The 25,129-nt window shown below is 73.4% G+C and carries 18 protein-coding genes; 15 read left to right on the top strand and 3 right to left on the bottom strand.

The genetic code is table 11. The features are described 5' to 3' along the window. Positions 1 to 2: 2 nt before the first annotated feature. From nusA to ACF09K_RS00145, 8 genes are all read left to right on the top strand, one after another. Positions 3 to 989, top strand: a complete 987-nt coding sequence (gene nusA / locus ACF09K_RS00180) for a transcription termination factor NusA (RefSeq protein WP_392240223.1) — start codon at positions 3 to 5, stop codon at positions 987 to 989. A 163-nt stretch (positions 990 to 1,152) separates the two neighbouring features. After that, positions 1,153 to 1,449, top strand: a complete 297-nt coding sequence (locus tag ACF09K_RS00175) for a YlxR family protein (RefSeq protein WP_392240222.1) — start codon at positions 1,153 to 1,155, stop codon at positions 1,447 to 1,449. A gap of 147 nt (positions 1,450 to 1,596) precedes the next feature. Beyond that, complete coding sequence (gene infB, locus ACF09K_RS00170; protein ID WP_392240221.1) at positions 1,597 to 4,698, top strand: translation initiation factor IF-2; 3,102 nt, start codon at positions 1,597 to 1,599, stop codon at positions 4,696 to 4,698. A 179-nt stretch (positions 4,699 to 4,877) separates the two neighbouring features. Then, on the top strand, positions 4,878 to 5,174 hold the full coding sequence (locus ACF09K_RS00165; RefSeq protein WP_392240220.1) for a DUF503 domain-containing protein: 297 nt from the start codon (positions 4,878 to 4,880) through the stop codon (positions 5,172 to 5,174). A 44-nt stretch (positions 5,175 to 5,218) separates the two neighbouring features. Further along, positions 5,219 to 5,671, top strand: coding sequence for a 30S ribosome-binding factor RbfA (gene rbfA / locus ACF09K_RS00160; protein ID WP_392240219.1), 453 nt, complete (start codon positions 5,219 to 5,221; stop codon positions 5,669 to 5,671). Further along, a complete protein-coding gene (truB, locus tag ACF09K_RS00155) occupies positions 5,668 to 6,573 on the top strand; it encodes a tRNA pseudouridine(55) synthase TruB (RefSeq protein WP_392240218.1) in 906 nt (301 codons plus the stop codon). Before rbfA ends, truB begins: the two co-directional genes overlap by 4 nt. Before the next feature lie 335 nt (positions 6,574 to 6,908). Then, positions 6,909 to 10,421 (top strand): trypsin-like peptidase domain-containing protein, encoded by a 3,513-nt coding sequence (locus tag ACF09K_RS00150; protein ID WP_392240217.1) that lies wholly within the window; start codon positions 6,909 to 6,911, stop codon positions 10,419 to 10,421. A gap of 179 nt (positions 10,422 to 10,600) precedes the next feature. Beyond that, positions 10,601 to 11,551, top strand: coding sequence for a bifunctional riboflavin kinase/FAD synthetase (locus tag ACF09K_RS00145; RefSeq protein WP_392240216.1), 951 nt, complete (start codon positions 10,601 to 10,603; stop codon positions 11,549 to 11,551). Between the two features lie 71 nt (positions 11,552 to 11,622). Here the strand turns inward: ACF09K_RS00145 and ACF09K_RS00140 are convergent, their stop codons facing one another. The 3 genes from ACF09K_RS00140 to eccE all read right to left on the bottom strand — a co-directional run bounded on the left by ACF09K_RS00140 (position 11,623) and on the right by eccE (position 17,497). Further along, the gene (locus ACF09K_RS00140) at positions 11,623 to 15,015 is read right to left on the bottom strand and encodes an SCO5717 family growth-regulating ATPase (protein WP_392240215.1); all 3,393 of its coding nucleotides are present in this window, start codon (positions 15,013 to 15,015) and stop codon (positions 11,623 to 11,625) included. A gap of 386 nt (positions 15,016 to 15,401) precedes the next feature. Then, complete coding sequence (locus ACF09K_RS00135; RefSeq protein WP_392240214.1) at positions 15,402 to 16,166, bottom strand: hypothetical protein; 765 nt, start codon at positions 16,164 to 16,166, stop codon at positions 15,402 to 15,404. Beyond that, positions 16,163 to 17,497: a type VII secretion protein EccE gene (gene eccE / locus ACF09K_RS00130; RefSeq protein ID WP_392240213.1), complete on the bottom strand. Its 1,335-nt coding sequence runs from the start codon at positions 17,495 to 17,497 to the stop codon at positions 16,163 to 16,165. The genes ACF09K_RS00135 and eccE overlap by 4 nt, the downstream gene beginning before the upstream one ends. Before the next feature lie 236 nt (positions 17,498 to 17,733). Between eccE and eccB the strand changes: the two genes are divergently transcribed. The 7 genes from eccB (at position 17,734) to ACF09K_RS00095 (ending at position 25,035) form a co-directional block, all read left to right on the top strand. Continuing rightward, positions 17,734 to 19,260: a type VII secretion protein EccB gene (gene eccB, locus ACF09K_RS00125; RefSeq protein WP_392240212.1), complete on the top strand. Its 1,527-nt coding sequence runs from the start codon at positions 17,734 to 17,736 to the stop codon at positions 19,258 to 19,260. Positions 19,261 to 19,274: 14 nt separating this feature from the next. Then, positions 19,275 to 20,513, top strand: a complete 1,239-nt coding sequence (gene mycP, locus ACF09K_RS00120; protein WP_392240211.1) for a type VII secretion-associated serine protease mycosin — start codon at positions 19,275 to 19,277, stop codon at positions 20,511 to 20,513. Positions 20,514 to 20,773: 260 nt separating this feature from the next. Continuing rightward, a complete protein-coding gene (locus ACF09K_RS00115) occupies positions 20,774 to 21,208 on the top strand; it encodes a hypothetical protein (protein WP_392240210.1) in 435 nt (144 codons plus the stop codon). After that, positions 21,208 to 22,920, top strand: coding sequence for a hypothetical protein (locus tag ACF09K_RS00110; RefSeq protein ID WP_392240209.1), 1,713 nt, complete (start codon positions 21,208 to 21,210; stop codon positions 22,918 to 22,920). Before ACF09K_RS00115 ends, ACF09K_RS00110 begins: the two co-directional genes overlap by 1 nt. 27 nt (positions 22,921 to 22,947) lie before the next feature. Continuing rightward, a complete protein-coding gene (locus ACF09K_RS00105; RefSeq protein WP_392240208.1) occupies positions 22,948 to 24,222 on the top strand; it encodes a S8 family serine peptidase in 1,275 nt (424 codons plus the stop codon). A 93-nt stretch (positions 24,223 to 24,315) separates the two neighbouring features. Then, on the top strand, positions 24,316 to 24,654 hold the full coding sequence (locus tag ACF09K_RS00100) for a WXG100 family type VII secretion target (protein WP_366061613.1): 339 nt from the start codon (positions 24,316 to 24,318) through the stop codon (positions 24,652 to 24,654). A 78-nt stretch (positions 24,655 to 24,732) separates the two neighbouring features. Continuing rightward, on the top strand, positions 24,733 to 25,035 hold the full coding sequence (locus ACF09K_RS00095; RefSeq protein WP_392240207.1) for a WXG100 family type VII secretion target: 303 nt from the start codon (positions 24,733 to 24,735) through the stop codon (positions 25,033 to 25,035). Positions 25,036 to 25,129: the final 94 nt, after the last annotated feature.

The raw sequence follows: 25,129 nt of genomic DNA, 5'->3' as shown, positions 1-25,129 counted from the left end.
CCGTGGACATCGACATGAGCGCCCTGCGGGGCTTGGTGCGGGAGAAGGAGATCTCCTTCGACCTGCTGGTCGAGGCGATCGAGTCGGCCCTCCTCATCGCCTATCACCGCACCGAGGGAAGCCGCCGTCACGCGCGCGTACGGCTCGACCGGGAATCCGGTCACGTGACCGTGTGGGCGAAGGAGGACCCCGAGGACCTCGAGGAGGGCCAGGAGCCCCGCGAGTTCGACGACACCCCGTCCGACTTCGGCCGCATCGCCGCCAGCACGGCCAAGCAGGTGATCCTCCAGCGGCTGCGCGACGCCGAGGACGACGCGACGCTCGGCGAGTACGCGGGCCGGGAGGGCGACATCGTCACCGGCGTGGTCCAGCAGGGCCGCGACCCGAAGAACGTGCTCGTCGACATCGGCAAGCTCGAGGCCATCCTGCCGGTGCAGGAGCAGGTCCCGGGCGAGACGTACCCGCACGGCATGCGCCTGCGGTCGTACGTCGTCCGGGTGGCGAAGGGCATGCGCGGTCCGTCCGTGACGCTCTCGCGCACCCACCCCAACCTGGTGAAGAAGCTGTTCGCGCTCGAGGTGCCGGAGATCGCCGACGGGTCCGTCGAGATCTCCGCCATCGCCCGCGAGGCCGGCCACCGCACCAAGATCGCCGTACGGTCCACCCGTTCGGGCCTGAACGCCAAGGGCGCCTGCATCGGCCCGATGGGCGGCCGGGTGCGCAACGTCATGGGCGAGCTGAACGGCGAGAAGATCGACATCGTCGACTGGTCGGACGACCCGGCCGAGATGGTGGCGAACGCCCTGTCGCCCGCCCGGGTGTCCAAGGTGGAGGTCGTCGACATGGCGGCCCGCTCCGCGCGCGTGACGGTGCCGGACTACCAGCTCTCGCTGGCGATCGGCAAGGAGGGCCAGAACGCCCGCCTCGCCGCCCGCCTGACCGGCTGGCGGATCGACATCCGGCCGGACACCGAGCAGCCCGGCGGGTGAGCCGGGGGATCACTCCCGCGGACGAACCCGGAGACCGCTCCGGGGACGCCCCGGGGAATATATCCAAGCCGTAGCACGCTCAGATCACGTCAGTTGTACGCGCGGCAACCGTTCGACCGCTGCCCCGACGGGGTGAGGTCGTCGCGGGGAGGTAGACTTAACTGTGTCTGGCCGGACGCACGCCCGAGTACGCCCCGAGCGCACCTGTGTGGGGTGCCGGGAGCGGGCGGCCAAGACGGAACTGCTGCGCATCGTGGCGATCGAGGACGCATGCGTCCCCGATCCTCGCGGTACGCTGCCCGGCCGGGGTGCGTATCTGCATCCCGCTCCGGTCTGTCTCGACCAGGCGGTACGCCGACGGGCGTTCACGAGGGCGTTGCGAGCCCCGGGAGCGCTCGACACAAAGGTGTTGCGCCAGTACGTCGAGCAGACGACCGTTGCCGAGCAGGCAACACCGTAAGAAGGCGTCGCGCGGAACCTCCGTGCGGCTCTGGTACCCCGCGAGTTGGAAGTAGGTCGAGATTGCGATGAGCACTCGATGAGCACGCGATGAGTACGCCCATGAAGTAGCGACGGTCCGGACACACCCGGACCTAAAAGGAGCGAAGTGGCTAAGGTCCGGGTATACGAACTCGCCAAGGAGTTCGGGGTGGAGAGCAAGGTCGTCATGGCCAAGCTCCAGGAACTCGGTGAATTCGTCCGTTCGGCGTCTTCGACCATCGAAGCGCCCGTTGTCCGCAAACTGACTGACGCCTTCCAGGGCGGTGGCAGCGGCAGGTCCGCCAAGCCCGCCCCGCGCAAGGCTGCCCCCAGGCCCGCGGCGCCCTCGCCGGCGCAGGCGGCCCGTCCGGGTCCGGCCGCACCGCGGCCGGCCGCCCCCAAGCCGCCGACGGCCCCGCAGCCCGCCGCACCCGCGGCGCCCGCCGCGCCCGTGGCTCCGGCCGCCTCGTCGGCCCCCGCTCCGGCGGCCCCCTCCCCGGCGGCCTCCGGCCCGCGTCCGGGCCCCCGGCCCGCACCGCGTCCGGCCCCGGCCGCCCCGGAGTTCACCGCTCCGCCGGCGCCCCCGGCCGCCCAGAAGCCGGCCTCCCAGGGCCCGCGTCCCGGCGCGCCCCGTCCCGCCGGCCGTCCGGCCGCCGGCCAGGGCCAGCAGGGCGGTCAGGGCCAGCGCCCGGCCGCCGCGCAGGGCCAGCGCTCCGGTGGCGGCGCCCCGCGTCCGGGCGGTGCCCGTCCGGCCGGTCCCCGTCCCGGCAACAACCCCTTCACCTCCGGCGGCAACGCCGGCATGGCCCGTCCGCAGGCCCCGCGCCCGCAGGGCGGCCCCGGCGGTCCGCGTCCCGGCGGTCCCGGTGGTGCCCCCGGCGCCGGTCCCCGTCCCCAGGCGCCCGGCGCCCAGGGCGGCGGTCCGCGTCCGCAGGCTCCGGGCGGCGCGCGTCCGTCCCCGTCCGGCATGCCCCGCCCCCAGGGCGGCGCTCCGCGTCCGGGCGGACCGCGTCCCAACCCGGGCATGATGCCGCAGCGTCCGGCTGCCGGCCCCCGTCCCGGCGGCGGCCCCGGCGGCCGCGGTCCCGGCGGCGGCGGTCGTCCCGGCGGCGGTGGCGGTCGTCCCGGTGGCGGCGGCTTCGCCGGCCGTCCCGGCGGTGGCGGCGGCGGCTTCGCCGGCCGTCCCGGCGCCCCCGGTGCCGGTGGCGGCGGTTTCGCCGGTCGTCCCGGCGGTCCGGGCGGTGGCGGCGGTGGCCGTCCCGGCTTCGGCGGCCGTCCCGGCGGCCCCGGCGGCCGTGGTGGCACGCAGGGCGCCTTCGGTCGTCCCGGCGGTCCCGCGCGTCGCGGTCGCAAGTCGAAGCGGCAGAGGCGCCAGGAGTACGAGGCCATGCAGGCCCCGTCGGTCGGCGGCGTGATGCTGCCTCGCGGCAACGGCGAAGCCATTCGCCTGTCGCGCGGTGCGTCCCTCACCGACTTCGCCGAGAAGATCAACGCCAACCCGGCGTCGCTCGTCGCGGTCATGATGAACCTCGGCGAGATGGTCACGGCCACGCAGTCCGTCTCCGACGAGACGCTCCAGCTCCTCGCCGACGAGATGAACTACACGGTTCAGATCGTCAGCCCCGAGGAGGAGGACCGCGAGCTGCTCGAGTCCTTCGACATCGAGTTCGGCGAGGACGAGGGCGACGAGGAGGACCTGGTGGTCCGTCCGCCGGTCGTCACCGTCATGGGTCACGTCGACCACGGCAAGACCCGACTGCTCGACGCCATCCGCAAGACGAACGTCATCGCGGGCGAGGCCGGCGGCATCACGCAGCACATCGGTGCCTACCAGGTGTCGACCGAGGTCAACGAAGAAGAGCGCAAGATCACCTTCATCGACACCCCGGGCCACGAGGCGTTCACCGCCATGCGTGCCCGCGGTGCCCGGTCGACCGACATCGCGATCCTGGTCGTCGCGGCCAACGACGGCGTCATGCCGCAGACGGTCGAGGCGCTCAACCACGCGAAGGCGGCCGAGGTCCCGATCGTCGTCGCGGTCAACAAGATCGACGTCGAGGGCGCCGACCCGACCAAGGTGCGCGGTCAGCTCACCGAGTTCGGTCTGGTGGCCGAGGAGTACGGCGGCGACACGATGTTCGTCGACATCTCCGCCAAGCAGGGTCTGCACATCGACTCGCTGCTGGAGGCCGTGATCCTCACGGCCGACGCCTCGCTCGACCTGCGGGCCAACCCGACCCAGGACGCGCAGGGCATCTCGATCGAGTCCCGTCTCGACCGCGGCCGCGGTGCCGTGTCGACGGTCCTCGTCCAGCGAGGCACCCTGCGGGTCGGCGACACGATGGTCGTGGGCGACGCCTACGGCCGCGTGCGCGCCATGCTCGACGACAACGGCAACAACGTCGCCGAGGCGGGTCCGTCGACTCCGGTCCAGGTGCTGGGTCTCACCAACGTCCCGGGTGCCGGCGACAACTTCCTGGTGGTCGACGAGGACCGTACGGCCCGTCAGATCGCCGAGAAGCGTGCGGCCCGCGAGCGCAACGCCGCCTTCGCCAAGCGCACGCGCAGGTTCTCCCTGGAGAACCTGGACGCGGCCCTGAAGGCCGGCGAGGTCCAGCAGCTGAACCTGATCATCAAGGGTGACGCGTCCGGATCCGTCGAGGCCCTCGAGTCCTCGCTGGTCCAGCTGGACGTCGGCGAAGAGGTCGACATCCGCGTCCTGCACCGCGGTGTCGGTGCGGTCACGGAGTCCGACGTGGACCTCGCGATGGGCTCGGACGCCATCGTCATCGGCTTCAACGTCCGCGCGGCCGGCCGCGCGGCGCAGATGGCCGAGCGCGAAGGCGTGGACGTCCGGTACTACTCGGTCATCTACCAGGCGATCGAGGAGATCGAGGCGGCCCTGAAGGGCATGCTGAAGCCGGAGTACGAGGAGTTCGAGCTGGGCACGGCGGAGATCCGCGAGGTCTTCAAGTCGTCCAAGCTCGGCAACATCGCCGGTGTCCTGGTCCGCTCGGGCGAGGTCAAGCGCAACACCAAGGCGCGCCTCATCCGCGACGGCAAGGTCATCGCGGAGAACCTCAACATCGAGGGCCTGCGTCGCTTCAAGGACGACGTCACCGAGATCCGCGAAGGCTACGAGGGTGGTATCAACCTCGGAAACTTCAACGACATCAAGATCGACGACGTCATCGCGACGTACGAGATGCGGGAGAAGCCGCGGGTGTGACACCCACGGTTCGTGCCGGCCGGCGGGGCGCTGTCCCCGCCGGCCGGTGCGGCGTTCCGGCGGCGGTGAGCGGGGAAAACCCCGTCGAGCCGCGGCCGGGATCGTTGTACCGTTCGTGATGCCCCTGTCCGCTCAGAACAGGGCCATCGATCCCGTACCGGCGGGTGAACCGGTTGCCCATGTACGTGGGGACTCTGTCCTTCGACCTCCTCCTCGGCGACATACGCTCGCTGAAGGAGAAACGCTCCGTCGTCCGCCCGATCGTCGCCGAGCTCCAGCGCAAGTACGCGGTGAGCGCGGCCGAGGTGGACCACCAGAACCTGCACCGCCGGGCCGTCATCGGCCTGGCCGTGGTGTCCGGTGACACGGAGCATCTGACCGATGTACTGGACCGGTGCGAGCGGCTGGTCGCCGCCCGCCCCGAGGTGGAGCTGCTGTCGGTCCGGCGCCGTCTCCACGGCGAACACGACGGCTGACCACACCACAGAACGCAAGAGAAGAAAGAACGGGAGACGGACCAGTGGCCGACAACGCGCGCGCCAAGAGGCTGGCGGACCTCATCCGAGAGGTGGTGGCCCAGAAGCTGCAGCGCGGGATCAAGGACCCGCGGCTCGGCTCCCACGTCACCATCACGGACACCCGCGTCACGGGTGACCTCAGGGAGGCGACCGTCTTCTACACCGTGTACGGGGACGACGAGGAGCGGGCGGCCGCGGCCGCCGGCCTGGAGAGCGCCAAGGGTGTCCTGCGCTCCGAGGTCGGCCGCGCGGCGGGCGTGAAGTTCACGCCCACGCTGAGCTTCGTCGCCGACGCCCTCCCGGACAACGCCCGCACCATCGAGGACCTCCTCGACCGGGCGCGGCAGGCCGACGAGAAGGTGCGCGAGGCCTCCGCGGGCGCCGGGTACGCCGCCGGCGCCGACCCCTACAAGAAGCCCGGTGACGACGACGAGACGGACGACGCCGCCGAATGAACCGGAAGCAGACCCCGCCCGACGGCCTTGTCATCGTCGACAAGCCGTCGGGCTTCACCTCGCACGACGTCGTGGCCAAGATGCGCGGGATCGCCCGGACCCGCCGCGTCGGCCACGCCGGCACCCTCGACCCGATGGCGACGGGCGTCCTCGTCCTCGGCGTCGAGAAGGCCACCAAGCTCCTCGGGCACCTCGCGCTCACCGAGAAGGAGTACCTGGGGACGATCCGGCTGGGCCAGAACACCCTGACGGACGACGCCGAGGGCGAGATCACCTCCGCCACCGACGCCTCCGGGGTCGGCCGGGACGCCGTCGACGCCGGCGTCGCCAAGCTGACCGGCCGGATCATGCAGGTCCCGTCCAAGGTCAGCGCCATCAAGATCGACGGCGTGCGCTCCTACAAGCGCGCCCGCGACGGCGAGGACTTCGAGATCCCGGCCCGCCCGGTGACCATCTCCTCGTTCACCGTGTACGACGTCCGGGACGCCGTCGCCGAGGACGGCACCCCGGTCCTGGACCTGATCGTCTCGGTGGTCTGCTCCTCCGGCACCTACATCCGCGCCCTCGCCCGCGACCTGGGCGCCGACCTGGGCGTCGGCGGTCACCTCACGGCCCTGCGCCGCACCCGCGTCGGCCCGTACAAGCTGGACTCCGCCCGCACCCTGGACCAGCTCCAGGAGGAGCTGACGGTGATGCCGGTCGCGGAGGCCGCCGAGGCCGCCTTCCCCCGCTGGAACGTGGACGAGAAGCGCGCCCGGCTGCTCCTCAACGGGGTGCGGCTGGAGATGCCCGAGGAGTACGCGGGCGCCGGCGCGGTCGGGGTCTTCGACCCCGAGGGCCGCTTCCTGGCGCTGGTGGAGGAACAGAAGGGCAAGGCCAAGAGCCTGGCCGTCTTCGGCTGAGGCCTCCCGGGGCCGGTCCGGCGGACCACGCCGGAGACATCCGGCCCCGCCGGCGGGGCGTCTCTCTGCGGGGCGCCTGCCGGCGGGGCGGCCGCCCGTGGAGCGGCGGGCACGGGGGCCCGTTCCGCCGCCGCTCCACGGTCCCCCCTCGGTTCCCCCTGGTTTCCCCCACCTCCAGACTGTGTCCGACGAGCCCCGTTCATTCACCCGTCCGGACGGGCGCTCGGAGTGAACCGGGGAGTGCACGGGGGCGCGTTCGTCTCGCGGTCCGTCCCGCCGATCACCGCGCGCCTACCGTCGACCGCAGGACACGGGCGCGGCGGGGAGGTACGGCGATGGCGGGACGGGGCCCGCACACCGGCGGAGACCGCGGCACACCGCGGCACGGCCCCCGGGCGGCGCACGAGGACGACCCGCGCCCCTTCCCCGGACCCTCGCTGATCCGCGTCCAGGACCTCGCCGGCCGCCCCCGCGGCACCGGCTTCCTGGCCGACCACCACGGCACCGTCGTCACCAGCCACGAGGCCGTCGACGGCCTGACCCGCCTCGTCCTGTACGCCGACGGTGACGGCGACCGCGGCCGCGTCGTCACCGCCGACGAGGTCACCCCGCTCCCGGAACTGGACCTGGCCCTCGTCCGCACCCAGGGCCTCGACGCGGACCCCCTGCCGGTCACCGTGCGCGAGGGCGTCGGCAGCGGCACCTACGTCCGGCTGCCCGCAGGCTGCTGGCGCGAGGCACGGGTGCTGGGGTCGGCCTGCGCGACGTACGCGGCCGCGGACCGCCTCCACCGCCTCGCCGGGTGCCTGGAGCTGGCCATCGGCACGGCGGGGCGGGACGCGCTGCGGCTCGGCGGGGGAGCGGCCGGCGGGCCCGTGCTCGACGCCGGGACCGGCGCCGTCGTCGCCGTCCTGGGCACCGCCCTGCGCTCCGACCACCACGACACCGGTTTCGCCGTCCCCCTGCGCCCCGGCCCGCCGGGCGGCCCCCTCGCCGACCTGCTCGCCCGCAACGCCGCCACCGTCCCCGCCTACGGCGCCGACCTCAACCTGGCGGGCGTCCTCGAACTCGCAGCCACCTCCGCCGGCTCCGGCGGACCGCCCGCCCACCCCCACACCACGGCCGAACGGACCCTGCCCGCACGCGAGTTCGCCGCCTTCACCGAGAGCCGGGCCGCCGTCCTCGCCCTCGTCGGCGCCCCCGGCAGCGGCCGTACGACCGCCCTCGCGGCCCTCGCCGGCCGGCGCGCCCGGGGCCCGCAGCCGGCGCCCACGCTGTGGCTGCGCGGCGCCGACCTGCGGGACGCGGACCGCTCCGTCGCCGACGCGGCCCGTCGCGCACTGACCCGCGCCGCCCGGATCGTCGCCGCGTCCCGCCCGGTCCCCGCACTCGACGACCCGACCCCGGAGCGGCTCGCCCACCTCGCCCGCGCCGCCGGCCGCCCGATGCTGCTCGTCCTCGACGGCCCCGAGGAGATGCCGCCCCTCCTGGCCCACCGCCTCCCCGAGTGGACCGCGGGCACCGTCGGCTGGCTGCGGGAGACCGGAGCCCGGCTGGTGACGGCGTGCCGGCCGGAGCACTGGGAGCAGGCGGGCCCGCACTTCCCGGCGGGCGTGCTGCACGGCCGCGCGGACCGGGGCCTGCCGCCCCACGTCCCGCTCGGCGACCTCACCGAGGACGAGGCCGCGGAGGCCCGGGCCCGGCTCGGCGTCCCGGACACCGCCCTCGCGGGCCCCGACGCCCGGCACCCCCTCACCCTCCGCCTGTACGCGGAGGTCCGCGCCGCCCTCCCCGACACCGTCCCCGCCGGGCCCGTCGGACGCGACGAGGTCTTCGCCGCCCACCTCGACCTGCTGTGCCTGCGGATCGCGGTCCGGCTGGCCGCGGAGAACGGCGTGCGCGGCACCGCCGTACGCCTGCTCGCCGCGAAGGTGTCCGGACAGGTCCACGAGGCCGCCCGGCGCTGCCTCGGGCCGGGCCAGGGCGAGCTGGACCGGACGTCGTTCGAGGCGGTGTTCCCGTGGGGGCCCGCGCCGGCCCGGCTCGGCGGCGGCACCGGCTGGGCGCCCGCCGTCCTCGCCGAAGGGCTCCTGGTGCCCGCCGGCGAGGGCTACCGCTTCGCCCACGAGGAACTCGCCGACTGGCTCCAGGGCCTCCACCTCGACCTGGACGAGGCCCTGCGCGCCCTCGTCCACCGCCCGCGGACCGCCGGCGGCAGCCACCCGCTGCCCGTCCCGCACCACCGCGCCGGTCCCGTCGTCCAGGCCCTGCTGCACCTCGGCCGGCAGCAGGGGACCGGTCGACTCGGTGCGCGCCTGGTGGAGTTGACCCGTGCCCTGGAGGCCGACCCGGGGTCCTGGTGGGCCGCCCGGCTGCTCGCCGAGACCCTGTCACGGGTCCCGGACGCGACCCCGTACACAGGCGTCCTGCGCCTCCTGGCCGACCTCGTCGTCTCCCGGGGCGACCGGCCCGACCGGCCCGAGCCGGCCGACGGGCCGGAGTGGGGCGACGGGCCGGACCGGGGCGACGGGCCGGAGTGGGGCGACCGTCCGGAGCGGTTCGGCCCGGACTTCTGGGCCGACCTGCCGCTCCCGGCCGGCCTTCGCCTCGACCTCCTGCGCCGGCTGGTCCTCGCGGACCCGGCCCCGGACGCCGAGGACGTGCCCCGCCACCTCGATGCCGTCGCCCGGCTGCTCGCCGACGACACCGCCGCCGTACAGCCGCTGCTCGCGCTCTGGTTCGACGACGAGCGGCCGCTTCCCGCGACGCCGCACGCCACCGTGGCGACGGCCGCGCAGGCCCTGCTGCACACCCACCGCCACCGCGGCCTGGACGACCTCACCGAGGTCCTCGCGGACCGCGCGCACCCGCGGGCCGACGAACTCCTCGCCGTGCTCGCCGAGGACGAACCCTCCGCCCTGTGCCGGGCCGTGGAGCGGTGGGCGCGCGACGAACGACCGCGGCGGCGGGCCGCGGCGATGGCCTACGGACCGCGCGCGGCGGCGCACGCGCGCACCCGCCCCGACCGCGAACTGCTGCGGCACGCCGCCCTCGCCGTCCTCGCCCGCCCCGCCGACCGGGACCTCCACGGCGCCGCGCTCGCCCTCCTCGTACGCGACCCCGAGGCCCGCGACCGGCACCTTCCCCGCGCCCTGGAGCGGTTCGCCCGGGAGGACCCGGACCTCCTCCCGAGCGCGCTGCTCACCGCCCTCGCCACCCACCCCGGACCGGTCCTCGACGCCTGCCGCGCCCGGCTGGCCGGACCCGGCACGGACACCGGGCCCCTGCTGCGCGCCCTGGTCGACGCCACCACGCCCGCCCTGGCCCGCCGGGTGGCCCCGCTCCTGCGCGAGGTGCTGGAGCGGCGCCCGGAGGCCGTCGGCGACCTCGCCGCGTGCCTCGACGAGCGCCTCGACCTCGGCCACCCCGCCCCGGACGTGCTGTCTCCCCTGGTCACCGGGTTGCTGGACGGCGGATCCGAGGCCGTACGGGCCGCCCTGGCCGGTGTCCTGACCGGCCCGGGCGCCCTCCGCGGGGAACTGCTGGACTTCCTGCTCGCCCGCGAACACGACGTCGCCGTCCTGGACGCCGTGCTGCACGCGGCCGGCCGGCTCGGCGGCGCGGACCTGCGCGTCCTCGTCCACCGCACCGGCCTCCTGCTCGGCCGCACCCCGGAGGGCGCCGCCCGTTTCGACCGCGGCCTGGTCGACCTGGCCCGTCACCTCCCCGGCTTCGCCGCGCAGCTCGCGGCCGTGCTCGCCGGGCAGCCGGCCGAGTGGGCGGCCCTGGTCGGCCCGGACGCCCGCCGCGCGATCGAGCACCTGGCGGGCGCGCGGGTCCCCGTCTGATCAGGGGCCGCGCCGGACGGTCCGGGGCAGTGGGGCGGGTCACAGCGCCCAAGCCCGATGCGGGCCGGGGACACCCGGCATGGCACCCTTAGAGCTGCGTACGCGGTCAACGGAACACACGAACGCACGAACATACGAATATACGACAAATACGGACACGGGTTCGAGGAGCGGTCACAGTGCAGCGCTGGCGTGGCTTGGAGGACATCCCCCAGGACTGGGGGCGCAGCGTCGTCACCATCGGCTCCTACGACGGCGTCCACCGCGGACACCAGCTGATCATCCGGCACGCCGTGGACCGGGCCCGCGAGCTGGGCCTGCCCTGCGTCGTCGTCACCTTCGACCCGCACCCCAGCGAGGTCGTGCGGCCCGGCAGCCACCCGCCGCTGCTCGCCCCGCACCACCGCCGCGCCGAACTGATGGCGGACCTGGGCGTGGACGCGGTCCTCGTCCTCCCCTTCACCACCGAGTTCTCGAAGCTGTCGCCCGCCGACTTCGTGGTCAAGGTCCTGGTCGACAGGCTGCATGCCAAGGCGGTCGTCGAGGGCCCCAACTTCCGCTTCGGCCACAAGGCCGCGGGCGACGTCGCGTTCCTCACCGAGCAGGGCAAGACCGACGACTTCGAGGTCGAGGTCGTCGACCTGTTCGTCCGCGGAGAGGCGGGCGGCGGTGAGCCGTTCTCCTCGACGCTGACCCGGCGCCTCGTCGCCGAGGGCGACGTCGAGGGCGCCGCGGAGATCCTGGGCCGGCCGCACCGCGTCGAGGGCGTGGTCGTGCGGGGCGCGCAGCGCGGCCGGGAACTCGGCTTCCCCACGGCGAACGTGGAGACCCTCCCGCACACCGCGGTCCCGGCCGACGGCGTCTACGCCGGCTGGCTGCAGGTGGACGGCGAGGCGATGCCGGCCGCCATCTCCGTCGGGACCAACCCGCAGTTCGACGGCACCGAGCGCACGGTGGAGGCGTACGCCATCGACCGCGTCGGCCTCGACCTGTACGGCCTCCACGTGGCCGTCGACTTCCTGGCCTTCGTCCGCGGCCAGGCGAAGTTCGAGTCCCTGGACGGGCTGCTGGAGCAGATGGCGGTGGACGTGAAGCGCTGCCGCGAACTGGTGGCGGAGGCGGGCCGGTAGCCCGCCCGCCCCCACGACGGGAGAGGGGCGGCCGGTGTCCGAGGACACCGGCCGCCCCTCTCCCGTCGCCGCTACCGCTGCGGGGGCGGCGGGGGAGGGGTCCGGCCGTCCGGGCCCTGGGGGTGGGGCGGGTAGGCGGGCTGGTGCTGCTGGTGCTGCTGGTCGTGGTTCGGGTAGGGCGGGCCGGGCTGCGGCGCTTGCGGGTACGGCTGCTGCGGCGCCTGGGGGTGGGGCTGCTGCGGCGCGACGGGATACGGCTGCCCCGGCTGCGGCTGCGGCTGCGGCTGGGCCTGGTACTGGTACGGCTGGGGTTGGCCCGGCTGGGGCCGGCCCGGCAGGGGCGGGGCGGCGACCGGCGGGGGGTTGCCGTCGCTGGTCCACAGGCCGTGCATCTGCTGGTGCCGGACGAAGTCCTCCGCGACCAGCGCCGCGAGGTTGAAGTACGACTCCCGCACCTTCGGCCGCATCATGTCGAGGTCGACCTCGGCACCGGCGGCGAGGTGCTCGTCGAACGGCACCACCACGACACCCCGGCACCGCGTCTCGAAGTGGCTGACGATGTCCTCCACCTTGATCATCTTGCCGGTCTCGCGGACGCCGGAGATGACGGTGAGGGACCGCGAGACCAGCTCGGCGTACCCGTGCGCGGACAGCCAGTCCAGCGTCGTACTGGCGCTGCTCGCGCCGTCCACCGACGGCGTCGAGATGATGATGAGCTGGTCCGCGAGGTCGAGCACCCCGCGCATGGCGCTGTAGAGCAGGCCGGTGCCCGAGTCGGTGAGGATGATCGGGTACTGCTTGCCCAGGACGTCTATCGCGCGCCGGTAGTCCTCGTCGTTGAACGTCGTGGAGACGGCCGGGTCGACGTCGTTGGCGATGATCTCCAGGCCGGAGGCGGCCTGCGAGGTGAACCGCCGGATGTCCATGTAGGAGTTGAGGTACGGGATCGCCTGGACGAGGTCGCGGATCGTGGCCCCGGTCTCGCGCCGCACCCGGCGGCCGAGCGTGCCGGCGTCGGGGTTCGCGTCGATCGCGAGGATCTTGTCCTGCCGCTCGGTGGCGAGGGTCGAGCCGAGCGCGGTGGTCGTGGTCGTCTTGCCGACGCCGCCCTTGAGACTGATGACCGCGATGCGGTAGCAGGACAGCACCGGCGTCCGGATCAGCTCCAGCTTCCGCTGCCGCTCCGCCTCCTCCTTCTTGCCACCGATCTTGAACCGGCCGCCGCCGGCCGTCGGACGGCTGCTCTTCGCCTTCTGCCGCTTGTTGTTGAGCAGCCGGTCGGAGGACAGCTCGACGGCCGCGGTGTAACCCAGCGGCGCGGCACCGGGGTTGACCGGCTGCCGCTGATCGTGCTGGATCGGCTGCGGCCAGGCGGCGCCGGCCCGGGGATCGACGGGGGCCTGGTGAGCCGGGGGAGGCTGCGGCGCGGGTGCGCCCTGCGGCGGGTGCGCCGCCTGTGCCGGGTGCGGCGGCTGCGCCGGGTGTGCCGACTGTGCCGCCTGCGCCGGGTGCGGCGGCTGTCCGGGGAAACCCTGGGGGGCGCCCTGCGGGAACCCCTGCGGCGGGGCGGCCTGCGGGGGGCCGTCCGCCTGGTGGGGGACGCCGGGCTGGGCCTGCGGAGCCGGGGGCTGCGGGAAGCCGTAGCCGGCGGGTGCCGTCGGCGCCGGCGGGGCGGTCTGTGCCTGCGGGGCGGGAGGGGCCGGGGCCTGGTGAGGGCCGGGCGCGGGCGGCTCCGGGGCGGCCGGGGCCTGCTGGGGGAAGCCGTAACCACCGGGAGCGGCGGGGGGCGTGGGAGCAGGAGGCTGCGGAAGACCCTGGCCCGGACGGGAGTCGGGGACGGGCGGCTGGGGGAAGCCGTAGCCCGGCTGGGAGTTGGGCGCGGCATGCGGCGGGAAGCCGTAGCCGGGCCGGGAGCCGGGCGCGGTGCCCGGCTGCTGGGCGGCGGGGGCCGGGGGCTGGGGGAAGCCGTACCCGGCCGGGGCGTCGGGCGCGGGGGGCGGAGGCTGAGGGAAGCCGTACCCGGCCTGCGCGTCGGGCGCGGGCGGGGTGCCCGGCTGCTGGGCGGCCGGGGCGGGCGGCCGGGGGAAGCCGTACGCCGACTGGGGCGCGGGTTCCGCCGTCGGTGCGGCGGGCGGCGCGGGGCTCCAGGCCGCCGGCGCGGGAGCCTGCGGAGCGGCCGGGGCGGGCTGAGCCGGCTGCGGCTGAGCCGGCCACTCGGCCGCGGGCGCGGGCGCGGCGGGCTGGTACGACGGCGGCAGCGGCGGCAGCCCGCTCTGCGGGGCCGGCGGGGGGGCCCAGGCGGGCGGAGCGGCCGGCGGGGTGTCCTGCGGGGCGGGCGCGTCCGTGAGGACGGCGTCCGACGGCGGGGCGGCCGGGGCCGCGTCCGCGGGCGCGTCGGCCGACGGCTCGGCCCCTGCCGGGGCGTCCGGCTCGGCGGCGGGCATACCGTCCGAGGGGGCCTCGTCCGCCTGCTCGGCGTCGGCCGGTCCGGCGGCGGAAGTCGCGGAAGCGGCGGGATCCCCGGCGACGGCGGACACGTCCGCGGGCGCCGCGTCGTCCTCGGCGGCCGGTCCGGCGTCCTGCCGGACCCCGCCCGCCGCGTCGGAGGCGGCGCCCTCCGGCGCCGCTTCGCCGGACCCGGCCTCGGCGTCGGTCCCCCCGGCGTCCGTCCCCTCGGCGTCCGTCCCCTCGGCCTCCGCCTCGGAGACCGAGGGGGTCCCGGAGGTCCCGGGGATCTCGGAGGCGCCGGAGGGCGGAGTCCGGTGGGCCTCGTCGCTGGCGGTCCCGGCGTCACCGGCCGGGGCCGCGGCGTCCGCCCCGGGCCCGCCGCCGGCCGTCGGCTGTGCAGCCTCGGCCCGCTCCGCGAGCTGCCGCTTCAGGGCGACCGCCGAGAAGCGCATGGTCGCGCCGCTCTCCAGGTCACCGTTCCCGGAACCGTCCTCTTCCCCGGCGGCGGGCGCCGCGGGCTGCGGCTGCCGCGGCTCGAACCCGCCGTCCGCCGGCAACCGGGGCACGGCGACCGGCTCACCGACGGGAGCCGGCGAAGCCACGGGCGGCACGGACGGAGCGAACGGCGCTTCCGGAGGGAACGGCGCTTCCGGAGCGGGTGCCGCGGGCGACGGGTACGGCGCCCCGGCCGCGGGAGGGGACGCGGGCGCCGGTGCCGGCGGGGGCGGGGGCGGGGGCGGGGTGAAGGGCCCTCCGGACGCCGGGTAACCCGGGGGCGCGTACGGCGCGCCGGGCGTCACGTCCGGTTGGGCCGGCGGAGCCGACCCACCGCCACCCGCGGCCGATCCGGTGCCCGGCCGGGCCCCCGCGTCACCCGCCGCGTTCTGCGTGTACCAAGCGGGCGGCGCGTAGTCGATGGTGAACTCGCCCGTCGTCTCGATGGCGGACTCCGCGTCGGTCTGGTCATCGCCGGGTGTGGCCCAGCCCCCGCGGATCCCGTCCCGATCGCTGCTCACAGTTCCTCCTGGTGTGGTCGAGCACCCTCAAGCCGTGCCGGGGCGACCGTCTCTCGTCGTACGCGGTGGTCCGAGGCCGTCCGGGGGCGTCCGGAGTACCGGCTTCCCCCCGGGACACCGACGCCCACCCCACGGTTTCCGGCATCGCGCCCGGCACCAGCCTAATCACCGGACGCTCCGTCCAGGCAGGCCCGCCCACCCTCGGCACCAGTCCATCACGTCACCGGCTTCCCGACGAGTGAGCTCGCGCGCCGCGCGCCCCAACAAAACGGCCATAACGCGACAACTGCCGTACGGGACAGCCGGAAAGAGGGAAACCGGGCAACCGGAAAGAGGGAAACCGGGCAACCGCAAGGAGGGAAACCGGGGAAAGGCCGGGGACCGGCTCAGTCCATGCGCCGGGGCGTGCCCAGCAACCCGATCTCCGCGTCCGTGGGCTGCGTCATCACGTACTGCCGGTCGCGGTCGGCGCACCACAGGGTGAAGCCGTCGGCGAGCGTCGGCAGAGCCTCCACGTCCGCCCGCGGCAGCGTCAGCGCGCGACCCAGCTCCGCCGACTCGTCCGGCGAGATCCGCTGCACGCCGACGAGCCTCGCCTGCCGCAGCAGCCGGGGGGCGACCGGGGAGAGGTACGGCAGCAGGGTGAGCACGGCCTGCCAGGGCCCGGAGGCCACGCGTCCGCGCGGCGGGCGCATCCCGCAGTCCCGCACCACCAGCACCGGGGTGCCCGCCGACGCGCCCTGCGGGGGCACCCGGCCGACCTCGTACACCGCCAGGCCGTTCTGCCCGCCGCCCATGGCGTGCACCATCTGCGCCCACGCCTGCGGCCGGCCCGTCTCCACGGCCACCCTCGCCCCGGTGGCCGCCGCCCTGAGCGCCAGCACCTGGGCGGTCCACAGACCCCCGATCAGGACGACGTCGTACGGCGTGGGCCGGTTGACGCCCAGGACGGCGGGCCGCCCCTCGGCGTCCACGCCGATGACGACGCCGTCGTCCCCGATCGGCAGCGCCAGCGCGCCCAGTTGCTCCACGGACACCGTGTGCCGCGCGTGCCGCGGGCCGAGCAGCCCGAAGCCGGCCCGCGGCAACCGGGGTCCCGGGGCGCCGGAGGAGGGCTCGGGTGCGCCGGGCCGTGCCGTCGTCGCCGTCATCGCGCACCTCCGAGGGGCAGCGTGGCCAGGATGCCGGGCACCTGTTCGCGGTCGAGGCGGGCGAGTCCCGCACCGGTGTGCCGGGCCGTGCCCTGCACCGCGCGCCTGGCCGCCACGAGTTCGTCGTCACTGCGCCCCGTCACCCGGACGTGCCCGCTCAGGGACACCTCCTGCCGCTCGCCGCGCGCGAGGGTGAGGCTGAAGGTCGTCGCCAGCGCCGGAACGGCGGTGACCAGGGCGACGAACTGCGGCAGCGACGGACCGCCGTCGCCGCCCAGCGCGGGCCACCGGCGCACCCAGTACGTCGTGTGCCGCCGGTTGTCGCACCGCCAGCTCCGGCCGGACTCCTCGGTGCGCCGGTCCACCGCCCCGGTCCGCCCGGCCTCCGCCGTCACCAGCGGGTTGGCGCACACCGAGGTGGCGAGGGCGGCCGTCAGCCCCTCCTCGTCGAGCACGGTCGCCCGGAACCCGGCGCCGGTCAGCCGGCTCGCCAGATGGTCGGCCGCCCGTACGACGCACTTCTGCGCGCCGACCAGACCGCCGCCGCGCGCGGCGACGGCCTCCGGGCACAGCTCCGGATCCAGCTTCAACGCGATCCACGTGATGCGCACCGCCGGTGCGCCGGTCTGCTCCTGCAGCGGCGCGTAGTTGGCGACGGCCACGGACTGGCGCGGCAGGTGCAGCGCGGGCGCCGGCTGGGTGTGCAGCACGATCTGCGCGGACTCCAGACGGATCCCGTCCACGTCGAGCGCGTCGTGCACCAGGGCGAGCGGCAGCGGCTGCCGGCTGCGCTCGGCCCGCAGCGCCGTCGCGTCCGCCTCGACCTGGAGCACGGCGGTGACGAACGTGCCGTCGCCGACGATCCCGACGGGCCGCCGGTCACGGCTGCCGTACTCGTAGGTGCGCAGGCTCGGGTCGCACTCCAGGGCCGGGGCGAACCCCGGCTCGGTCCCGGGCGGCAGCTCCAGCCCGGCGGCCTGCCGGCGGCGTGCCTTCAGCGCCCGCGCGGTGGCCAGCCACTCCGGCAGGGAACGGCCCCGGCGGCGCGCCACCGAGAGCACCACCAGCACCGCCGCGACGACACCGGCCGCCCCCAGGGCCACCGGGCCGATCGCCCAGCCGACCAGCAGGACGGCGGCCGCGGTCTCCCACAGGACCAGGCGTCGCAGCCGGAACGCCCCGGCGTGCCCCGAACGCACCCTGAGATGGAGCGCCCCCGACGCCGTCGGCCGCTGCGAAGCCTGCGGCGGTCGCGGCGGCCGCGGTCCGGACGCCGAGGAGCCCCGCGTCCGCGACCGGCCACCGGAGCGCACGCGCGTTCCCGAAGCCATCACTCCATCTCCCCGTTCTGCTCACGACCCGCCCGTAAACCAGCACCCCACAGGGCACTTGACGGCCCGGGAACCCTACCCGCTCCCCAAGTCCGCACGGATACCAGGCATAGTAGGGGGCCGCTCCGACATCGGGGGCGAGGGACCGCGTCACCCGCGCGTGCGGCCCGGACGGAAAACAGAAAACGGAAAACGGAAAACGGGGAACAGCGGGGAACGGGGAGAGACACAGACAGATGGCATCCCGGCGCGATCAGCTCAATGCCTACACCTTCGCGAAGCGCCGCATGCTCGCGGCCTTCCTGCAGTCGTCGCCCGACGGTTCGGAGGAGGGAGCGCCGCGCCCCCTGCGCTCCGTCCTGCCGGGCATCGTCGTCGGCGTGATCGTCATGGCGGTCTTCGGGGCGTGGGGCATGTTCAAGCCGACCGCGCCCAAGGGCTGGGACGAGCCCAACGCCAAGGTGATCGTGGCCAGCAAGTCCACGACGCGGTACGTCGTCCTGAAGACCGACGGCCAGGTCCAGCTCCACCCGGTCCTCAACATGGCCTCCGCCAAACTGCTCCTCGCCGACGGGAAGGGTGACGTCGTGACCGTCGCCGAGTCCGTCCTCGACAACGGCAGGATCCCGCACGGCGTCACCATCGGCATCCCGTACGCGCCGGACCGGCTGCCCCCGGCGTCCGAGGCGGGCACCGGCAAGCGCTGGGCGGTCTGCGAGCGTCCGGGCGCGGGCGGCGACGGCTCCGTCCAGAAGGCCGCGCTGGTGCTCTCCTCGCGCGACATGAAGCTCACCGACGGCAAGGGACGCCTGCACGGCGGCCAACTGCTGTACGTCGCCGACCCGGACGGCAAGCGCTACGTCGTGGACGCGGGCGGCGCCGTCTACCCCGTCGACAAGAGCGACGAACTGCTGCTGCGCGCCGTGGTCGGCTCCGGCCGCGAGCCCCAGCGGGTCTCCGCGGAGTGGCTGGCCACCCTGCACCCGGGCGACGCGATCACCTTCCCGACGGTCACCGGGCAGCCGGGCGCGGCGGCCGGGGCACCGGGGCAGCTGGACGCCTCGGTCAACAAGGTCGGCACGGTCCTCAAGGCGTTCGACAACAACACGGAGCAGTACTACGTGGTGCTGCCCGGCCGGGTCGCCCCGGTCTCCGCCTTCATCGCCCAACTGCTGCTGTTCAGCGAGGAACTGGCCCCCCTCGGCCAGGCCGGACAGGCCCACGAGGTCAGCCCCGGCGCGATCGTGCCGGGCCAGGCCTTCGGCACCGAGCACAACTGGCCGACCGGGGACCCGGCGCCCGTCAACGAGGCGTCGGCCGCCTCCGGCAGCCGCAGCACGATCTGCAACGTCCTGCGCGACGTGGACGCCGGCTCGGGTGCCACCACCCTCAGCACCTGGGTGGGCACGGACTACCCGGCCAAGCTGCCCACCGGAGCCTCCAGCGCCTACGTCACCCCCGGCTCCGGCCAGCTCTACCGCCAGTTCCAGGGCGAGCAGACCAAGACCGGCCCGGTGTTCCTCGTCACCGACACGGGCCTGCGCTACGTCCTGCAGTCCAACGCCGACAGCGCCACGGACGACGCCGGGATCGGCACCACGGCCAAGGAACGCGAGCAGCTCCAGCGCGAGGCGCAGCAGGCCCAGAACCGGCTCGGCTACAAGGACGTCGCCCCGGCGCCGATCCCCGCCGCCTGGTCGAAGTTCCTGCCGACGGGCCCGCGCCTGTCGACGGCCGCGGCACGCCAGCCGCAGGGCTCGTGAGGAGGGGGACGGCCGTGCTCCGTACGACGCTGGCGGCGGCCGCGACACTGCTGACGACGGCCACGGTCCTCGCGCCCCCCGCCGAGGCGGCCGGCAAACTGCCCTACTCCGACCAGTGCAGTTTCCCCAACGGCCTGTACCCGGGCCGCCCCTGGTCCCTCCAGCGCGTCCTCCTGGACGAGCTGTGGAGCCGGTCCAAGGGCGAGGGCGTGCGGGTCGCCGTCGTCGACACCGGCGTGGACGTGAAGAACCCGCAGCTCACCGCCGCGGTCGACGCCAAGAGCGGCCGCAACCTCCTGCCGAAGAACCTCAAGGACGAGGACGGCGAACCGATCGAGCGGGGCGCCGAGAACGGCACGACCGACACCGTCGGGCACGGCACCAAGGTCGCCGGCATCATCGCGGCCCGCCCCGTCGGCGGCACCGGTTTCGTCGGCCTCGCCCCCGAGGCGACGATCATCCCGATCCAGCAGAACGACGCGGAGGGCCACGGCGACACCGGGACCCTGGCCGACGCGATCCGCTACGCCGTCCAGGCCAAGGCCCAGGTCATCAACATCTCCCAGGACACCTCGCAGGCGGCCGAGCCCGACCCCGACCTGAAGAAGGCGATCGACGAGGCGCTGGCCCGGGAGGTCGTGGTCGTGGCCTCGGCCGGCAACGACGGCGCCGGCGGCAACATCAAGAAGACCTACCCGGCGTCCTACGAGGGCGTCCTCGCGGTCGCCGCCTCGGACCGCAACAACGAACGCGCCCCGTTCTCGCAGTCCGGTGACTTCGTCGACGTGGCGGCCCCCGGCGTCGACATGATCTCCACGGTGCCCCAGGGCGGCCACTGCTCCGACAACGGCACGAGCTTCTCGGCACCGTACGTCGCGGGCGTGGCGGCCCTGATCAAGGCCAGGCACCCCGACTGGACCGCCGGCCAGGTCGTCGCCCAGATCGAGCAGACCGCCGAGCGCACGATCGTCGGTCACGACCTCCGGGTCGGCTGGGGAGTCGTCGACCCGGTCCGCGCCCTCACGGAGGACGACCACCCGATCGAGTCCCCGAGTCCCCAGGACGGCCTCATCCGGGCCCAGGCCCCCACGGCCGCGAAGTTCCAGGTGGGCGAGACCCCCGACGAACGCAACGCCCGCCTCGCCACGTACGTGACCGTGGCCGCGGCCGTCCTCGTCGCGGGCCTCGGCGGCACGGCGGTGGCGATCCGCGACGCACGGCGCCGGGCCCGGAGGGTCGCGGGGGCGAGGTGAGTACGTGAGCGGGTGCGGAATAGGTATCTGCACGGGCGGCATCCGGTGCCGTCCCCGGCAAGACTGGTCCACGGACCGACCGTTGCTCCTTCCGTGAAGAACCGGTGAAGCCCCGCCGGGAGGTAGCAGACCTGTTCCGTATGGCAGTTGGGGCTGTCGGTGGAAGTCACTACAGTGGACATGTTGCGGTCATGAACACTTGAGGGGCGTGGGCTGCTCAGGACGGCCGCGGACAACGGGGAACGGGGAGGGAAGGCTTCATGCTTCCTGCAGACACGGGCGGTGGTGCCGCCGACGTACGGCGTGGCCTGATGGCGCTTTCGACGTTCAAGAAGCGCGTGGACGACCTGCTGACCGCCTTCGAGGACTCGGCGGGCGGCTCGTCCAAGGTCGCGGCGCACAGCCTGTCGGAGACCGCTTTCGGGGCGGGCGACTTCCCGGAAGCGAAGACACTTCACCTGGAGTACGAGCGCGTCCACGAGCGCATCACGACGCTCTCCAAGTCGCTCGGCCTCCAGCTCGAGGCGATGCAGATCGCCGTCCACGGCGTGGACGTCACCTTCGACAACCTCGAGGACGACCTGCGCTACCGGTTCCACCAGATCCGGACCGAGGTCAACCGGGACCGCACCGAGATGCTCGACGAGCACCTCAAGCGCGACAACAAGGCCGACCACACGGACGCGGGGTACTGATGAGCGGCGGCGACAAGAAGCCCGACCACTACCAGGCCGAACGCCAGGACGCGGCCCAGCAGAACTCCAGCGTGGACAACGTCCGGAACGTGGCCGCCGCGGTCAGTCCGTTCTACGGCGGCGGTCCCGTCAACTTCGGCACGAGCAACTTCGAGGGCCGCGACCTCAACGAGATGATCGACATCGTGGAGTCGGCGAGCCCGGAGACGCTGGAGAGCGCGGCCAAGGCCCTCGTCGACGCCCGGGACGCCATCAAGGAGGCCGCCGACGAACTCAGCCGCAACCTCGGCGCCGTCGACTGGGAGGGCGAGGCCCACAACGCGTTCTACACCTGGGGCACCGACCTGACCACCACGGCCCAGGCACTCGCCGACTACGCCGACCAGGTGGGCACCCAGATCCTGGCGGCGGGCTCCGGCCTCGCCTCCGTACGCAAGTCCATGCCACCGCGCGACACCCGCACCGACCGCAAGACGGTCGACGACTTCCCGGTGCCCGCGCAGGTCGACTCCAACAAGGACTACGCGGCGGCGGTCAAGGCCGAGAAGGACCGCCAAGAGGCGATCAACCAGATGTACCGACTGGCGTCGTTCTACACGGTGTCGAGCGGGATGATGCAGCTGGCGGAGGAACCGGTGTTTCCCAAGATGCCGGATGTGGGGGTGCCGGCGCCGCCGCCGGGCTTTACGCCGGTTAAACCTGGAAAGCCATCGGGCTCGCTTTCACGCGCCAGTGCTTCGGAAGGCACGCGCCAGCACTCTGCGAACTCTGCGGTGGTGCGACCAGATGCGGAGAACCTGTCGCCGGTCCCTAAGAACGTTGACGCCTCGCTCCCGTCCCCGGAACACCACGTGGGTACACAGATGGACAGCGTCGGTACATTGCCTGTGCAGGAGACCGGGAAGCCTACGACCATAACGCCGCCGTCGCCGACCAGTCCCAACGGAACTCCGACGGGAACTGTTCCCCCCTTCGCCCCTAGTGCGGCACCTCCTGCCTTCCGAGGACAGACGGGGCACACCTCAAGGTTTGGCGGTGTGCCAGTGAGCAAGCTGCCCATCACGGCACAAGGACGAGTCGGTGGTGTACCGGGGGGCACCGTAACAGGGCGTACGGGAACCGGTCCGATGGGACCGACAGGACGCGCCACCGCGTCAGGGCAAGCAGGGGGACGCGGCGCTGGCCCTATCGGGAGAGGCGTAGTTGGCGGAGTGCCGAGGTCTGGGGGGGAGGCCGCCGGACGCACGGGAGGTGTCCCCCGTGGCCCAGTCACTGGCATGGGCGCCACGAATCCTGCGCGTTCAGGCGCTGGGCGCTCCGGAGCCGGGCGTGCCGGCGATGGCGTCGTCGGCGGGAGGCCAGTCACCGGCGGGGCCTCCGGCACCAACGGTTCCAGACTGCCGCGCGGCACGGTCGTCGGCAGTGAGGGCGCGCGGACCTCGCGCGTCACGGGGGAGAAGCCCGGCCAACGTGGGGTGATCGGGAAGTCTGGCCCTACGACGAGTAAAGGTTCGGGGCAGACGGCTCGACGCCCTATCGGCAGCACTGAAGGCGTGATCGGAACGCCGAAGGGTCGAACTCCCGGCAACAGGAGCGGTGAAAACACGTCAGGTGATCCGGCCGTGCCTCGTGGTGCCGCAGGCAATCAGCGTTCCGACAAGAAACGTTCGCGCCGGGACGAGCGGCGCGATGGCGCGTCGTCGACCGACTGACCGACAAGAGCGAGGACAGGCAGAGGCATGGTGGCAGGGATCAGTCGGCGTGGCGGGCGCAGCACGTCTTTCGCAGGGCGAAACGGGAAACGGGTGTCCGCCGTCTGTTCAACGCTCGGCGCCTTGGCAATCCTTTCGGCAGGTCTGGCTCCGAGCGCTTCGGCTGTCGATGTCCAGTCGCAGCAGTGGTACCTGTCGGCGATGAAAGCCGAGGAAATGTGGAAGGTGAGCACCGGTAAAGGTGTGAAGGTTGCCGTCGTCGATACGGGAGTCAATCCTAATACGCCCTCCCTTAAGGGGCAGGTGCTCGCGACTGAAGTCCCGAAAGCGGTAAGCTACAAGGCGACTGAGGACTACGATGGCCACGGTACGAGCATGGCGGAAATTATTGCAGGTACCGGTGCTCAAGGTGGCCTGAAGGGGCTTGCTCCGGGGGTGAAAATCGTTCCTTATCGGATCGGAATGAAAGACATGGGAGATAAGGGCGAGAAGGCGAAAGCTCCGTCACTTCCGGACGTGATTCGAGCAATTGCCGAGAGCGACGTTAAAATTATCAGCATGTCCTTCACTGAAGACATTGAACGCCCTGATGTTTTTGCGGCGATCAAATATGCTCAAAGTAAAGGAAAGTTGATGGTTGCCGGCACTGGGAATGACGCCGCGAGGGATAATTTTATTGGATATCCGGCCGCTTATCCCTATGTCGTCGGCGTCGCCGCTTCGGATGAGTCTGGAAAAGTCGGGAAGTTCTCGGAATACGGCAACTACGTCGACCTGGCGGCCCCTGGTCTCGACATGCCCACCTGGTGCGACGAGACCTTCCGCTCCTACTGCGACGACAGCATCGGAACGAGTCTGGCCACCGCCGTCACCTCCGCCTCCGCCGCCCTGATCTGGTCCGCCCACCCCGACTGGACGGCGAACCAGGTCCTCGCCAGCCTGATCGACACGGCCGGCCGTGACTGGGCGAAGGACGATCCGAGCACGTACCTGGGTTACGGACTGATCCGCCCCCGCAAGGTGCTGGAGAACAAGAACTTCAACCCCGGCGCGGCCGACACCGATCCGCTGGCCAAGGAGAACGCTGCGGGCGTCACAGGAGACGCGCCGGCCTCCCCGTCCGCATCAACCTCGTCACAGCCCTCGAAAAACCCTTCAGGCGGCCGGACTTCGGCAGCAGGATCGACCTCGGACTCCTCCGACGACAACACCACGATGTGGGTCACCCTCGGAGCCGCGGCGGCCGTGCTGGTGATCGGCGCCGGCGCCTTCGCGGTGGTGCGTTCCCGGCGCGGCGCATGACGGGCGACGCACCACGATCAGCCACACACAACCGTTCCGCTGCGGCGACGCACGCGGAAACGAACCACAGCTCATACGAAAAGGGGTGCCGAAATGGTCGACCGCAAGCTTAATGACGGCGACGTACAGAAGCTCCAGACGGAAGTCATCGACCGGTACGACAACATCCGGGCCTCGCTGGCGAAGCTGCAGGGCACGATCGACATGATCGAGAAGGCCTGGACGGGTCAGGGCGCCAACGCGTTCAACACCAAGCAGACCGAGATCAACGGCCACATGGTCGCGATCGGCAAGATGCTCGACGACTTCCTCGAGGGCATCCACATGAACAAGACCGACAAGCGCAACCTCGAGGACCAGATCGAGGCCGACCTCAAGCAGATCTCGGTCGAGGACCTGGGCGGGAAGACGTCGGCGCTGAACAGCTACTGACGGGTCGGTGGCGGCACTGAGCCACACCGTTGTCCGGGCTGAGCAGTCCGGCGGGAACCTTCAAGGAAACGAGGAAACATGACCGGGGCCCACTACGACGACCTTGCCGTCACGTACGGCACCATGGACGCGCTCGCCACCGAGCTCGGCGACCAGGCCAAGAAGCTCGAGGAGGACCTCGAAGCCCTGAGGCAGGCCGTGCTCAACGTGTCCGCGGGCTGGGGCGGCGAGGCGTTCCAGACGTTCCAGGGCAAGAGCGAGGAGTGGAACAAGCACGCGCGGGGCATTCACGCGGCGCTGGTCCAGATCTCGCACAAGGTCCACACCGCCGGCGGCGACTACCGCGGCGGCGACCTGAAGGGCGCGAGCTACTTCCAGTAGGGGAACGCGCAGACACGACACCAGGGTGGGCACGCACGGGAGGTGCCCACCCTGGCTGTTTCAATTCCCGCCGCGTACCGCGGGCCCAGTCGCA

Source organism: Streptomyces sp. NPDC014882, from assembly GCF_043081325.1.
GTDB lineage: Bacteria > Actinomycetota > Actinomycetes > Streptomycetales > Streptomycetaceae > Streptomyces.
The sequence above is the reverse complement of the archived record's forward strand: the minus strand, read 5'-3'. Positions and strand labels throughout refer to the sequence as shown.